Annotated in this window: 15 protein-coding genes; 3 read left to right on the forward strand and 12 right to left on the reverse strand. The window is 72.8% G+C overall.

Translation table 11 applies throughout. The annotated features are described in order from the left end of the window. Positions 1-4: 4 nt before the first annotated feature. The 4 genes from ABUW04_RS20540 to ABUW04_RS20555 are packed head-to-tail and all read right to left on the reverse strand — an operon-like array spanning position 5 to position 3915. Positions 5-739 (reverse strand): ABC transporter ATP-binding protein, encoded by a 735-nt coding sequence (locus ABUW04_RS20540; protein WP_380566125.1) that lies wholly within the window; start codon positions 737-739, stop codon positions 5-7. Further along, entirely contained in the window at positions 736-1722 is a 987-nt protein-coding gene (locus ABUW04_RS20545) for a branched-chain amino acid ABC transporter permease (RefSeq protein WP_380566126.1), read from the reverse strand. Before ABUW04_RS20545 ends, ABUW04_RS20540 begins: the two co-directional genes overlap by 4 nt. Further along, on the reverse strand, positions 1719-2597 hold the full coding sequence (locus ABUW04_RS20550; RefSeq protein ID WP_380566127.1) for a branched-chain amino acid ABC transporter permease: 879 nt from the start codon (positions 2595-2597) through the stop codon (positions 1719-1721). Before ABUW04_RS20550 ends, ABUW04_RS20545 begins: the two co-directional genes overlap by 4 nt. A gap of 7 nt (positions 2598-2604) precedes the next feature. Continuing rightward, complete coding sequence (locus ABUW04_RS20555; RefSeq protein ID WP_380566128.1) at positions 2605-3915, reverse strand: amino acid ABC transporter substrate-binding protein; 1311 nt, start codon at positions 3913-3915, stop codon at positions 2605-2607. A gap of 145 nt (positions 3916-4060) precedes the next feature. On the opposite strand from ABUW04_RS20555, the gene ABUW04_RS20560 reads away from it, so the two are divergent. Beyond that, the gene (locus ABUW04_RS20560) at positions 4061-5077 is read left to right on the forward strand and encodes a LacI family DNA-binding transcriptional regulator (protein WP_380566129.1); all 1017 of its coding nucleotides are present in this window, start codon (positions 4061-4063) and stop codon (positions 5075-5077) included. A gap of 4 nt (positions 5078-5081) precedes the next feature. Here ABUW04_RS20560 and ABUW04_RS20565 read toward each other — a convergent pair whose 3' ends face one another. The 3 genes from ABUW04_RS20565 to ABUW04_RS20575 all read right to left on the reverse strand — a co-directional run bounded on the left by ABUW04_RS20565 (position 5082) and on the right by ABUW04_RS20575 (position 7798). After that, complete coding sequence (locus ABUW04_RS20565) at positions 5082-5927, reverse strand: DedA family protein (RefSeq protein WP_380566130.1); 846 nt, start codon at positions 5925-5927, stop codon at positions 5082-5084. Positions 5928-5932: 5 nt separating this feature from the next. Next, positions 5933-6175, reverse strand: coding sequence for a hypothetical protein (locus ABUW04_RS20570; protein ID WP_030260000.1), 243 nt, complete (start codon positions 6173-6175; stop codon positions 5933-5935). A gap of 174 nt (positions 6176-6349) precedes the next feature. Beyond that, positions 6350-7798: an arabinofuranosidase catalytic domain-containing protein gene (locus ABUW04_RS20575; RefSeq protein WP_380566131.1), complete on the reverse strand. Its 1449-nt coding sequence runs from the start codon at positions 7796-7798 to the stop codon at positions 6350-6352. A 422-nt stretch (positions 7799-8220) separates the two neighbouring features. Between ABUW04_RS20575 and ABUW04_RS20580 the strand changes: the two genes are divergently transcribed. Then, entirely contained in the window at positions 8221-9066 is an 846-nt protein-coding gene (locus tag ABUW04_RS20580) for an SAM-dependent methyltransferase (RefSeq protein WP_030259996.1), read from the forward strand. Positions 9067-9150: 84 nt separating this feature from the next. On the opposite strand, the gene ABUW04_RS20585 is transcribed toward ABUW04_RS20580, so the two are convergent. From ABUW04_RS20585 to ABUW04_RS20595, 3 genes are all read right to left on the reverse strand, one after another. Further along, positions 9151-9909 (reverse strand): tyrosine-protein phosphatase, encoded by a 759-nt coding sequence (locus ABUW04_RS20585; protein ID WP_380566132.1) that lies wholly within the window; start codon positions 9907-9909, stop codon positions 9151-9153. Beyond that, on the reverse strand, positions 9906-10472 hold the full coding sequence (locus ABUW04_RS20590) for a DoxX family protein (protein ID WP_380566133.1): 567 nt from the start codon (positions 10470-10472) through the stop codon (positions 9906-9908). Before ABUW04_RS20590 ends, ABUW04_RS20585 begins: the two co-directional genes overlap by 4 nt. Positions 10473-10596: 124 nt before the next feature. Beyond that, the gene (locus tag ABUW04_RS20595; RefSeq protein ID WP_380566134.1) at positions 10597-11664 is read right to left on the reverse strand and encodes an enoyl-CoA hydratase/isomerase family protein; all 1068 of its coding nucleotides are present in this window, start codon (positions 11662-11664) and stop codon (positions 10597-10599) included. 110 nt (positions 11665-11774) lie between these two features. Between ABUW04_RS20595 and ABUW04_RS20600 the strand changes: the two genes are divergently transcribed. Further along, positions 11775-12197: a DUF3052 domain-containing protein gene (locus ABUW04_RS20600; RefSeq protein WP_380566135.1), complete on the forward strand. Its 423-nt coding sequence runs from the start codon at positions 11775-11777 to the stop codon at positions 12195-12197. A 9-nt stretch (positions 12198-12206) separates the two neighbouring features. Here ABUW04_RS20600 and ABUW04_RS20605 read toward each other — a convergent pair whose 3' ends face one another. After that, on the reverse strand, positions 12207-12521 hold the full coding sequence (locus ABUW04_RS20605; RefSeq protein ID WP_380566136.1) for an SHOCT domain-containing protein: 315 nt from the start codon (positions 12519-12521) through the stop codon (positions 12207-12209). Then, complete coding sequence (locus ABUW04_RS20610) at positions 12518-12955, reverse strand: DUF6325 family protein (protein WP_380566137.1); 438 nt, start codon at positions 12953-12955, stop codon at positions 12518-12520. Before ABUW04_RS20610 ends, ABUW04_RS20605 begins: the two co-directional genes overlap by 4 nt. Between the last annotated feature and the right edge of the window lie 10 nt (positions 12956-12965).

Consider the following 12965-nt stretch of genomic DNA (forward strand, 5'->3'; position numbering starts at 1 on the left):
GGCGTCAGCCCCCCAGGTAGGCGTCGAGGACCCGCGGGTCGGTCTGCACCGAGCCGGGCGGTCCCTGGGCGATGACCCGCCCGCCGTCCATCACCACCACCGGGTCGCAGAGCCGCATCACCAGGCCCATGTCGTGCTCGACCACCAGGAAGGTGGTGCCGGTGGCGTGCCGGGCCCGGATGTGCCGCTCCATGGTGCGGACCATGGTCGGGTTGACCCCGGCGGTGGGTTCGTCGAGCAGCACCAGGGCGGGCGCGCTCATCAGCAGCGCGGCGAACTCCAGCAGCTTGCGCTGGCCGTAGGAGAGCTCCTCGGCCGGGTCCGCGGCCAGTGCGGCCAGGCCGAACTCGGCCAGCAGCGCCTCGCCGGCAGCCCGGTCCCCGGCCCGGGCCCGGGGGCCGGCCAGCGCGGGCCAGCGGTGGCCGGAGGCGACCAGCAGGTTCTCCAGCACGGTGAGGTCGGGGAAGACCCGGGGCTGCTGGAAGGTGCGGCACAGGCCGCGGCGGTACAGCCGAGCCGGATCGGGCCGGGCGATCCGGCGTCCGTCCAGCAGGATCTGCCCGGCATCGGCCCGGAGGTAGCCGGTGACCAGGTTGAACAGGGTGGTCTTGCCCGACCCGTTGGGGCCGATCAACCCGGTGACGGTGCCCCGCCGCACGCCGAACGAGCAGCCGTCGACGGCGGCGACCCCGCCGAAGCGCTTGCCCAGCCCGCGGACCTCCAGCAGCGGCGCGGTCACGGCTGCTCCACCGCGACGTCCGGACCGACGTCCGCCCGCAGCCGCCGGCGCCGCCACCGGTCCGTCAGCGTCGGCAGGACGCCGCGCGGCAGCACCAGCATCACCAGGACGAACAGCGCGGCGTAGCCGAGCAGGTAGAGCTGGCTCGCGCCGTACTGGTAGGCGAGGTACTGCTGGGCCGGGGCGATCACGAAGGCCCCCAGCACCGGCCCCCAGAGCGTGCCGCGGCCGCCGAGGAAGACCATCAGCACCATGGCGATGGTCACCAGCGGGTCCACCGCGAACTGCGGGTAGATGAAGGAGAGGTAGTAGGCCCACACTCCCCCGGCCATGCCGGTGATCCCCACCGACAGTGCGAAGGCGCCGAGTTTGGCGGTGCCGACCGGCACGCCCACCCCGCGCGCCTTGTCCTCGTCGGCGCGGACCGCCAGCAGCGCCAGGCCCAGCCGGCTGCGCAGCACCGCCCAGGAGAGCAGCAGCGCGAACACCAGCAGCGCCAGCATCGCGTAGTAGAAGGGCCGTTCGAAGGTGGCGGGGGCGAAGTCCGGTACCGGCATGGCCATTCCCTGCGCGCCGTGGGTGATCCCGCGCAGGTTGTAGGCCAGCGTCTGGGCGACGAACAGCAGGGTGATGGTGACGATGGCGAAGACGTCCGAGCGGGTGCGCATGGCGATCCAGGCCACCGGCAGTCCGGCCGCGGCGACCGCCAGGCCCACCAGCGGCAGTACCGCGAAGGGGGCCAGCCCCGAGCCGATGCCGTGGTGCTGGAACCAGATCGCCTCGGCGTAGGCGCCGAGCCCGAAGAAGGCGGCGTGGCCCAGCGACGGGTAGCCGGCGTAGCCGCCGACCAGGTTCCAGGCGCTGGCCAGCACCGCGTACATCAGCGTGAACAGGGCGATGGTCATCAGCCAGGGCGCGGTGACCAGGAACGGGAAGGCGGCGAGCAGGGCCACGAAGCCGGCCACCGCCGCGGCCGTCCTCACAGCGCCCCCCGCAGCCGGGCTCCGAACAGCCCCTGCGGGCGCACCAGCAGCACCGCGAGCAGCACCACGAAGAAGCTGAAGTCCGACCACACCGGTGAGATCAGCGCGCCCACCAGCGCCGAGACCACCCCCATCGCGAGCGCCGCGACGACGGTGCCGCCCAGGCTGCCGAGCCCGCCCAGGACCACGATGGACAGCAGCCGGGAGATCAGGTCGTAGTGGCTGTTGGGGTTGAAGGAGTACACCATCCCGTAGACCGCCCCGGCGGCGGCCGCGGTGGCCGCGCCCAGGCCGTAGCCCAGCGCGGCCACCCGGTCGCCCTCCACCCCCAGCAGCCTGGCCGCGGTCGGGTTCTGCACGGTGGCGCGCACCGCGCGGCCGAACCGGGTGCGGCCCAGCAGCAGCGCCAGCGCGCCCAGCACGGCCAGCGACAGCAGGCAGGCGGCCAGCCGCACCTCGCCGACCCGGTACCCGGCCACGGTCCAGGACCGGTTGGCGTAGCTCGGCTGGATGGTGCGGTAGTCGGACTTGTAGACCAGGGTGAGCACGCCCTCGATCCCCAGCGCCACCGCGAAGGTCACCAGCAGCGACAGCTGCGAGGCGTCCGAGCGGTGCAGCGGCCGCAGCAGGCACCACTGCACCGCCGCTCCGAGCAGGAACAGCGCCGGGGCGACGATCGGCACGGTCAGGAACGGGTCGATGCCGAAGGAGACGAAGAGGCTGGAACTGAGATAGGCCGCCAGGATCACCAGCGCCCCCTGGGCCAGGTTCACCACCTTCAGCACGCCGAAGATCAGCGTCTGGCCGCTCGCCATCAGCGCGTAGACGCCGCCGGTGAGCAGTCCGAGGATGATCGCCTGGATGGTCTCGTGCACGCCGCGATCACCCGCTCCAGGGCAGCTTGCCCAGGACCGGAGCCGACTGCGCCCGGTCGGCCGGGAAGACCGGCAGCAGCTTCCCGCCGATCCACTGGACCAGCACGTAGGAGGCGTTGGCCGCGCCGTCGGAGTTCCAGCTGAGGTCGCCCTCCAGGGTGGGCCAGCTGCCCGAGTGCAGGGTGCTGATCAGCGTGGCGTTGTCCACCTTGCCGGTCTTGGCGGCGACCTCCTGGACCAGTTGGCCGCAGGAGTACGCCTCGGCGGAGGTGCTGTCGATACTGGTCGCCGCGCCCCCGTAGGCCGCCGTGTAGGCGGCGACGAAGGCGCTGTTCCCGCTGGTGGTGGCGGTGGGGAACCAGTCGCCGGAGGAGAAGATCCCGTTGACGTTGCCGGCGCCGACGTTGCCGGGGAAGTTCAGCGGGTCGTTGGCGCCGTTGGACAGGTAGAGCAACTTCGGCGCCCACTTGAGCTGCACCATGGCCTTGACCAGGGCGTAGGCGTCGGCGGACTGGGTCCCGGCGACCACCAGGTCCGGCTTCTTCGCGGCCATCGCGGTGACCACCGAGGACAGGTCGGTCGCCTCGGCGGGGTAGATCTGCTGGTAGACGGTGCGGATCCCGGCGGCCTGGAGCCGGGTGCGCACCTCGGCGGCGATCGGCGAGGCGAAGGGGTCGTCCAGCGCCGGGTAGGCGGCGGTGGTCGGACGCTCGGACGCCGGCAGCGACAGGATGTAGTCGGCGAAGACGTCGCCCTGCTGGACCACCGGCGCGGGCTGCACGAAGAACAGGTTGTGCAGGTGCTGGCTGAACACCGCCGGGCCGCCGCCGGCGGGTTCCAGGAACGCGTAGCCGTAGCGCTTGGCGACCTGCGAGGCCGGGACGGTCAGCAGGCTGGAGAAGGGGCCGAAGACCAGGTCCACGTGGTTCTTGGTGATCAGGTTCTGATAGTTCGTCACCACCTGGGTGGGGCTGGAGGTGTCGTCGACGATGTCCAGCACCACCTTGCGTCCCAGCACCCCGCCGGCCGCGTTCACGGTACTGGCCCAGAGCTGGTAGCCGCGCTGCGCCGACTTGCCGGAGTCGGAGAAGTCGCCGGTGAGCGACAGTGAGATGCCGATGGTCAGCGCCGGTCGGGCGCCGGACGAGGCGGAGGGTTTGGCCGCCGAACTGCTGCAGCCCGCCAGCGCCAGCCCGGCCGCCGCCAGCGCCGCAGCGGCGGCCCGGACCCGGGTCCGCCCGGCGCCCCCGGCCGTGCCCCCGCCAGTGCCTATGCCCGTGCCTCTGCCTGTGTCCCTGCCCCTGCTGCGATTGCTCATGGTCCGCCGTCCTTCCTGAACGCGGCCAGAACACTGCGAACGATTGCAGTGGAGTCTGCTGCCGAGCTGATGGAGTGTCAACAATGTTGGGGCATCAGCAGTGCAAAGGATTGCGGCGGTTCCCGACCGCCCCTACGGTGACGCCATGGCCGGTCGACGCCCCACCCTCGACGACGTGGCACGCGCCGCCGGCGTGCACAAGGCGACCGCCTCCCGCGCGCTGAACCCGGAGACCCGGAACCAGGTCAAGTCCGAGACCGCGCACCGGATCACCGTCGCCGCCCGCCGCCTCGGCTACGTGCCCAACACCCTGGCCCGCGGACTGCGCACCAGCCGGTCCACCGCCGTCGGGGTGCTGGTCCCGGATCTGACCAACCCGCTGTTCCCGCCGATCGTGCGCGGCATCCAGGACCGCCTGGACGCCCACGGCTACACGGCGCTGCTGGTGAACACGGACAACGACGAGGCGCGCGAGCGGGCCCAGTTCGCCGAGCTGGCCAGCCGCCGGGTGGACGGCTTCATCGTCGCCACCGCCCGCCGGCAGCACCCGCTGCTCGCCGAGGCGGCCGAACGCGGCACCGCCCTGGTGACCGTCAACCGCACCGTGGAGCTCCCGGGCACCCCCGCGGTCGTCGGCGACGACGCCGACGGCGTCGCCCAGGCCGTGGCCCATCTGCGCCTGCTCGGCCACACCCGGATCGCGCATCTGGCCGGACCGCAGTCGGTCTCCACCGGCGCGGTCCGGCTGCGCGCCTTCCTGCAGCAGGCGGGCCCGGCCGGTGGCGCGGTGGTGGAGTGCGCCGGCTACACCGAGCAGGCCGGCCGCGCGGCGACCCGCCGGCTGCTGGACCAGTACCCGGGGACGACGGCGGTGCTGGCCGGAAACGATCTGATCGCCCTGGGGGCGCTGGCCGAGCTCGCCGCGCGGGGCCGCCGCTGCCCCCGCGACCTGTCCGTGGTGGGCTTCAACGACATGCCCTTCGCCGACCGCTTCCAGCCGCCGCTCACCACCGTGCGGGTCCCGCACCACGAGATGGGCGTGCAGGCGGCCCAGTTGCTGGTGGATCTGCTGACCGGTCCGCAGACCATCGCCCGGACCGTGGTGCTGCCGACCCAACTGGTCGTCCGCGACTCCACCGCGGCCCCGCCGCCCCCGCCCTGACCGGTCAGCGGTCCGAGCCCGCCCTGCTCCGCTCCCCCCGCTGCGGGACCGCCGCAAGAACCGCCCTGTTCCGGCGGTGCAGCGGCAGCCGCACTCCGGTCGCCCGGCGCGGATGCGGCCGCCGGGCCTGGGCGCACAGCGACGCCCTGGCGGTGGGGGGACGCGCCGCCGGCCCGGCCGCGACCAGGACCCGGTCCGGGCCGTCCGGCAGCACCGCCGGCTCCTCCGTCAGGTCCTCCGTACCGGCCGTCACCGCGACGCCGCCGGCCGTACTACGACGGCGCACCGCCGGTACGACGACGACCATGGCCAGCAGAACGGCGACGAAGACGGCCGCGCCGACCACGCCGACCGTGCGCACCAGTTGCTCGACCGAGGGGCCCAGGTAGTAGCCGGCCGCCACTGTGCCGACGCCCCAGAGCACGGCGGCCACCGCGCTGTAGGGGAGGAAGCGGCGGTAGGGCAGCCCGGAGCCGCCCGCGGCGAAGGGCACGAAGGAGCGGACGAAGCCGACGAAGCGTCCGGCGAACACGGCCGGGCCGCCGCGGCGCTGCAGGAAGCCGCGGGCCCGCGCGGTCCGCCGCCGGGTGCGCTCGGCGCCGGGGCGCCGTTCGAACCAGCGGCCCAGGGCGTACCCGGTGCTGTCGCCGATGACGGCGGCGACCACCACCACCGCGGCCAGCACCACCGGGTCCAGGTCGCCCCGGGCGGCCAGCGCGCCGGCGACCAGGATCAGCGACTCACCGGGCATGAAGACGCCGAAGAAGGCGCTGGTCTCCGCGGCGGTCAGCAGGAAGACGACGGCGTAGGACCAGAATCCGGCTGCCTCGACGATCTCGTTGGGGTTCACCGCGCTCACCCCCGGGTCGAGGCGCTGGGCCTCCGGGGCCGGGACTGCCGGACGGTGAGCCGCTGGGAGGCGAACCAGGCCAGCAGCGCCAAGGAGACGCTGGCGACGGCGACCGGCAGCCGGTGGTTGGTGATCAGTACGGTCGCCAGCGCGTCGCCCACCAGGGCGACCGCCCCCGCCGCCGCCCGGATCCAGGCGCCCGACGGCAGCGGGCGCGGACGGTGGGTGCCGTGCGTCATCGTGCTCATCGAATCGCCTCCTGGCCGGCCCGGCGCCCCCGCCCGTGCGAGCGCACGGACGGAGGACAGCCTCGTCAGCAGGGTCAACCGGAGGACTTCCTCCACCTATTCCCGAAATCTTGGATCAGGTGGGCGATTTTCGGCCGCAGTACGGCCGCACCGCGGCTGCACTGCCGCCGGCCGCTAGCTGAGCGTCCACTGCTGGTTGCTGCCGCCGTTGCAGGTCCACAGCTCCGCCAGGGCGCCGTTGGCGGTGCTCGCCCCGGTCACGTCCAGGCACAGGCCGGACTGGACCCCGGTGACGGTGCCGTTGGAGTTGAGCGTCCACTGCTGGTTGGTCCCGCCGTTGCAGGTCCAGGTCTCCACCTTGGTGCCGGCCGTGGTCTTGGCGCCGGTCGCGTCCAGGCACAGCGTCGAGCTGCCGCTGTAGACGGTCAGCTGGTTGGCGGAGCTGTGCGTCCAGGTCTGGTTGGTCCCGCCGCTGCAGGTGTAGATCTGCAGCTGGACCCCGGCGGTGGTGCTGGAGTTCGGCACGTCCAGGCACTTGCCCGCACCGACCGCGTGCAGCGCGCCGGTGCTGGACGCCGCGGCGGTGTAGCCGACCGAGACGATGTTGGCCTGGACGGCGTTGTCGGCCGCGTCGGTCGGGTAGCCGGTGGTCATCACGCCTTCGAAGAAGGAGCCGGCCGAGGAGTTGCTGTTGTCGCCGCCGGTGCCCAGGATGATCGCGCCCTCCTGGCTCATCGGGATGTACCCGCCGGTGGTGGGCAGCGAGCCGTTGTACCAGGTGGTGAGGGACCCGGACTGGGCGTTGCCGCCCTTGAGGGCGTAGGTGCTGGTGCCGTTGTTCTTCAGCAGCGCGGTGACGAAGGCACTGGAGTTGCCCGCGTTGGCGGTGTTGGAGCCGTTGCCACCGGCGAACAGGCCGTTCTCCAGGTCGGCCTGGACCCAGGGTCCGGAGCCGGTGCAGGGCGAGAACCAGCATTCGGTGCCGAAGTTGATGGCGTCCATGTGGCCGTTGCCGGTGTCGTCCCCGGAGGTCTCGGCGTTGCCGTAGTCGAAGCAGCAGCCGCTATTGACGTGGGTTCCGCTGGTGACCATGTAGGCGCCCTGGGCGGTGCTGCCGGTGGGCACGCCGCTGGTGCTGTTGTTGCGGTAGCCGACCCCGGGCGTCACATAGACGCCGTAGACCGAGTGGCCGCCGACGGTCAGCGGGAGCGCGTTGGCGATCGCGCCGACGTCCTGGCCGCCGTTGCCGCCCGGGCCCGCGATCGTGAGGTTGTTGTGTTCGGAGGTCTGGTCGTAGATCTCGGTGATGGTGCAGACGGTGCCGGCGCAGAAGGTGTCCTGGGCGGCGGCGTTGGCGTAGCCGCCGGCGGTCAGCGTGCCGATGTCGGTGGTGGTGCTGTCGGAGGCCCGCTTCACCTGGTAGAGCGAGCCGCTGTAGGCGGCGAAGAGCGCCCGCACGGTGCTGTGCGCGGCCACGCAGGGCGTGCCCGCGGCGGCGTAGATGTCACAGGGCAGGGAGGTGGCGGCCTGCGCCGTCCCCGCCGTGCCGGCCAGGACGGCGGCAAGGAGCGCCACGATGGTGCCCGCGGCCAGGAGTGCCTTTCTCAGGTGCCGGAGAATCACTGCGAACCTCTCATCCAGAGCGTGAGGAGCTGATGCAAGTGTGTTAGCGCTAACATGCCGTCATGGACCGTCGGGACATGGGGAAGTGTGCTGACTGATCGGATGACGTGCGCTACCGCCGCACCCCGGTGGAAGGTGCGGGAACTGCGCTGTTGCCAGGAAAGTGACGCTTGTTAGCGCTAACAAACGCGATGCCCAGGTACTGGCCCCGGCATGAGCATGCCGGGTGGCTGACGGCTACTCACATTTTTTACGCCTTGATCTCGAACAGGTCAACGGGTTGAAAATTATCCGTACATGACGACTCATCACCGTGAAAGCACCCACCAACGCTCAGATTCGACCGTTACCATGCACACCACGACGTGCCACCACCGGAGTTGGTGTCGGTTCTCTCAGCAGGCAGACGGAAGAGGCGAATGATGTCAGGCACCGACCCGATGGCCCAGGAGCCGCAGGACGACCGCTCGCCCGGGGTGGACCTGCGCATGGACATCCCGCATTCGGCTCGGGTCTACGACTACCTGATCGGTGGGAAGACCAACTTCGAGGCGGACCGGGTGGCCGCCGAGGCGTCGGTGCGGGCCTGGCCGGCCCTGCCGATCTCGATGCGCACCACCCGCACCTTCATGCAGCGGGTGGTCCACCACCTCGCCGAGGAGCACGGCGTCCGCCAGTTCCTGGACATCGGCACCGGCATCCCCACCTCGCCCAATGTGCACGAGATCGCCCAGGGCATCGCCCCCGAGGCCCGGGTCGCCTACGTCGACAACGACCCGATCGTGCTGACCCACGCGCGGGCCCTGATGTCCAGCACCGCCGAGGGCAGCACCTGCTACATCGACGCCGACCTGCGCGACGTCGACTCGATCATCGGCTCCCCGCGGCTGCGCGAGGTGCTGGACCTGAAGCAGCCGGTGGCGCTGTCCCTGATCGCCATCGTGCACTTCATCCTGGACGAGGACGACCCGCAGGGCATCGTCCGCCGGATCATGGACGAGCTGGCGCCGGGCAGCTTCCTGGCCCTGACCGTCTTCACCGGCGACACCGACCCGGTGGGCGTCGGCGGCGTCGGCCGCGAGTACAACGCGCGCGGGATCCCGCTGCAGATCCGGGACCGCAAGGAGTCCCTCGCCTTCTTCGACGGCTACGACCTGCTCGACCCCGGGGTCACCCTGGTCCACCAGTGGCGCCCGGAGCAGGACGCTCCGAGGATCCGCGACCAGGACATCGCCATGTACGGCGGAGTGGCCGTCAAGCGCGGCTGAGCAGCGGCGGGGCCGGGCCGGCGGGGCAGCGGGCCGGGCTGCCCCGGCCCGGCCCGCTGCTGTCCGACGCCACGACGACGCCCGCTACGGTTCGACCAGCGCCGCCCGCAGGTCCTGCAGTTCCGCCTCGGTCAGCCCCTGGCGGAGCAGCCAGCCCGCGCCGCCCCCCGAGCCGGTCCGCAGGGTCTCCAGGAACCGGTGCATCACCGCCGGGTCCGCGGACATCAGTCCGTGCTCCACGGCCGGCAGCCGCCCGTACGAGGGCAGTCGCGCCAACCGCTCGCCGATCCGCGCGGTACGGGACGCACTCAGCGCGTAGTCCTCGGCGATCGCGTCGGCGGGCACCCCCACCGCGTCCAGCAGCACCGCCGCCAGCAGTCCGGTGCGGTCCTTGCCCACGGCGCAGTGGAACAGCACCGCGTGCCGCTCCCGGTCGGCGACGATCCGTGCGGCGGCCAGCACCGACGGACCGCTGCCGGCCAGCATGGCCAGGTAGAAGTCGGCCAGCCGGCTGCCGCTGACGTCCGGCACCGCGTCGGCGGCCACCCCCCGCTCCTGCCGGACCGGCAGGTTGACCCGGCTGAGCCCGGTCCGTTCCAGCAGCCCGTGGCCCTCCCGGGCCGACTCGCGCGGACCGCGCAGATCGACGAGTGTGCGCAGCCCGAGCCCGTCCAACAGCACCTCGACATCGGCGGGCGTCGCCTCCTGCACGGTGCTGGCCCGGAACAGCACGCCCCTGCGGGTGGCGCCGCCGCCGCGCACCGGCAGGCCGCCGAGGTCCCGGACGTTGTCGACCTCGGCCAGCTCCACCCAGCGGGCCGCGTCGGCGGAACGGCCCGTCACTCCCCGTCCGCTTCCACCGGCTTGGCGTCCTGCACCGGCTTTGCGTCCTCGACGGCCGGCTCGTCGGGCCGGTAGGACAGCGCCAGCAGTGCGGCGGCCGCCGCACTGCCCAGGCCGGCGGCCAGCAGCGCCGGCACCGGTCCCTCGCTGCGACGCCGCAGCAGGCGGTCGACCGAGTAGCGCCCGTGCCCCAGCGCGGCCAGCGCGACCGCGGCCCCGGCGACCACGCCGGTGTACTCCCAACCGCCCTTGAAGACGAAGAAGCCCTTGCCCCGGTGATCGGTCCGGGCCGCCACCGCCATCAGCCCGACCACCGCCGCGGCCGGCAGCGGGTTGGCCAGACCCACCGTGAGCGCGACCCCGGCCGCCATCTCGGTCCCGGCCGCCATCCGGGCGTGCACCGCGGCGGGCTTGAGCCCCAGCGACTCGAACCACCCCGTGGTGCCCTGCAGACCGCCGGGCCCGGAGACCTTGTTCCAGCCGTGCACGAAGAGCATCGGCCCGAGCGTGGCGCGCAGCGCCAGCGCGGCGGTGTCCCTGGGGTGGTGCTGGGGTTCGCTCATGTGTCTTTCCTTTGGCGTCCGGTGACACTACGTCAGTGGAGTGGAAGGGTCGGAAGCGGGTGCTGGAAGACAGGTTTGCGCTTCTCGGCCCGGTCCGCCACCGTGCGCGATGGTGATCCGCGCCTCAGCCGATCCGTTCGATCCGGTCGACCAGCCCCCAGTCCAGCGCCCGCTCCGCCCCGACCGGTGCGCCGGACAGCACCAGGTGCAGGGTGCGCCAACGGCCGATGCGGCGCGGGATGCTCACCGTCCCGCCGGCTCCGGGGATCAGGCCCATGCCCAGTTCCGGCAGCAGGAACCAGGCGTCGGGATCGGCGACGACCCGGCCGGCGAAGGCGGGCAGTTCGATGCCGGCACCGACGCAGCTGCCGTGCACCAGCACGGTGATCCGCTCGCGCAGCCGGTGCAGCGGGGCGGCCGCGCCGCCGCGGGTGCGCACCAGGTGCGCCGTGGCCAGGTCCGGGGCAGTCCCGAACTCCGCCAGGTCGCCGCCGGAGCAGAAGCAGGGACCGTTGCCGTCCAGGACCACGGCGGTCACGCTGTCGTCGGCCTCGGCGATCCGCAGCGCCTCGACCAGGGCGTCGCGCAGTTCCCGGCCGTGGGCGTTGCGGCGCTCGGGCCGGTTCAGGGTGAGGTGGAGGGTGTCGCCCTTCCGCCGGACCAGTACCGTCTCGGTGGCCGCCGGGGGCGGGGCGGCCCGGTCCCCGCGGGCGGCCAGCCAGTCGGCGAACTCCTGGCCGCCCAGCAGCGTGGAGTAGGCCAGCGACTCGGCGTCCAGGGCCTCGCCCACGGTCAGCCGGGGACCGACCCTGAGCAGCCGGCCCAGCACCAGCGCGGCCTGCGGGTGGGCGAGGACGTTGGCGTGCAGGGTGCGCGCCTCCGCTGCGGGATCGTCGACGGCGACTAGGTGACGGTTGCCGCCGTCGTCGGGCCGGGCCGGGGGCAGGGCCAGGGTCAGGTCCAGCGCCTCGACCAGGGCGTCGGGTACCGACGCCGGCCCTCGCTCGCTGATGCCGACCAGCAGTCGGTCGCACTCCCGCGCCCGCTCGACGGCCTGGCGCAGCACCGCTTCGTGGCGGTCTCCGGCGAGGTCGACGAGCAGCAGCGGGTCCACCACCGTGCCGCCCTCGGCCAGCAGCGGGGCGTGGGCCGCACCGGCGGCCAGGTCGTCGAGGGAGATCGTCGAGGGCATCGGCAGCATGGCCCTGGCTTAGCATCCCGCCACGGTCGTTGGCGAGACCGAGGTGATCACATCAGCCCGGCGGGCTTGCACGACCGGCTCTGCTGGATGACTGTTGGCGGGTGGCCGAAACCGCTCCCTCCCCGCTGCCCCGCAAGCTCGGCATCAAGCCCGAGGCCAGGGTCGCCCTGCTCGCCGCCCCCGCCGGTCTGGCACCGCTGCTCGACCCGCTGCCGGGCGGGGTCAGCGTGTCCACCGCACTGGACGGGACCGAACCCTTCGACGTCGTCGTCGCCTTCACCACCCGGCGCGCCGAGGTGGCCGACGCCGTCGAGTCGGTGCGTCCGCTGATGGCCCCGGCCGGCGGGCTGTGGATCGCCTGGCCCAAGCGCAGCTCGGGCGTGCCCACGGAGGTCACCGACGACCTGGTACGGGAGATCGCGCTGCCGACCGGCCTGGTCGACAACAAGGTGTGCGCCATCGACTCGACCTGGACCGGCCTCCGCCTGGTCATCCGCCGGGAACTGCGGCCGCGCGCGACCTGACGGCCGCTGTCAGGGGGCCAGGATGCGCTGCTTGGCAGTGCTGAACTCGGCGTCGGAGAGCATGCCCTGCGCATGCAGGGTGCCGAGCCGCTCCAGGTTGGAGAGGGCCTGCTCGTCGAGGGCGGGGGCTGCCGCGGGGGCGGGCTCCGAAGCGGTGACAGGTGCGGGGGCCTGCTGGGCTGCTGCCTGCTGGGCCGCTGCCTGCTGCTGGCGGGCCGCCACACGTCCGCTCACCGCGGAGGCCGTCCCGGCCACGACCGCGGTGCGGGCCGCGACACCGATGAGTCCGGGGCGACCGCCCCGGCCGACACGTCGACCGATCATGACAGCGCCCCTTCCCGGGCGATCGCCTGCAGGTCCAGCTCCACCAGGGCCTCGGGCACCCGCTCGTGGGCCACCACCACCCCGCCCGCCGCCCGGACCGCCGCGGTCATCGGGGCGGCCCAGGTGTTCTCCCACACCAGCAGCGCCGCCGAGGATCCCGCCGGGATCTCCTCGGCCATCACCGCCAGGTCCTCCTCGCTCAGCAGACCGCCGACCTCGCCCTCGATGTCGGCGAACATCGCCGCCTCCTCCGCGTCCAACGAGTCCAGCTCCAGGAAGCTGACCACACCGTCCTCGTCACGTTTGACGAAGGTCAGGTCGAGGATGTGGATGACACCTCCGTCGACCAGTCTCTTCAGCTCCGGCAGCAGGTCGCCCCGGAACCGGGATCCCGGGAACGCCACCACCAGGTACTCGACAGGTCCGACAGCCATGGCGGACACC

Source organism: Streptacidiphilus jeojiensis (assembly GCF_042510965.1).
Classification (GTDB): Bacteria; Actinomycetota; Actinomycetes; order Streptomycetales; family Streptomycetaceae; genus Streptacidiphilus; species Streptacidiphilus jeojiensis.

Coding starts and splice junctions, on each gene's coding strand:
- ABUW04_RS20555 (WP_380566128.1), bottom strand. CDS start 3,915: ATGAGCAATCGCAGCAGGGGCAGGGACACAGGCAGAGGCACGGGCATA.
- ABUW04_RS20560 (WP_380566129.1), top strand. CDS start 4,061: ATGGCCGGTCGACGCCCCACCCTCGACGACGTGGCACGCGCCGCCGGC.
- ABUW04_RS20570 (WP_030260000.1), bottom strand. CDS start 6,175: ATGAGCACGATGACGCACGGCACCCACCGTCCGCGCCCGCTGCCGTCG.
- ABUW04_RS20580 (WP_030259996.1), top strand. CDS start 8,221: ATGTCAGGCACCGACCCGATGGCCCAGGAGCCGCAGGACGACCGCTCG.
- ABUW04_RS20590 (WP_380566133.1), bottom strand. CDS start 10,472: ATGAGCGAACCCCAGCACCACCCCAGGGACACCGCCGCGCTGGCGCTG.
- ABUW04_RS20595 (WP_380566134.1), bottom strand. CDS start 11,664: ATGCCCTCGACGATCTCCCTCGACGACCTGGCCGCCGGTGCGGCCCAC.
- ABUW04_RS20605 (WP_380566136.1), bottom strand. CDS start 12,521: ATGATCGGTCGACGTGTCGGCCGGGGCGGTCGCCCCGGACTCATCGGT.
- ABUW04_RS20610 (WP_380566137.1), bottom strand. CDS start 12,955: ATGGCTGTCGGACCTGTCGAGTACCTGGTGGTGGCGTTCCCGGGATCC.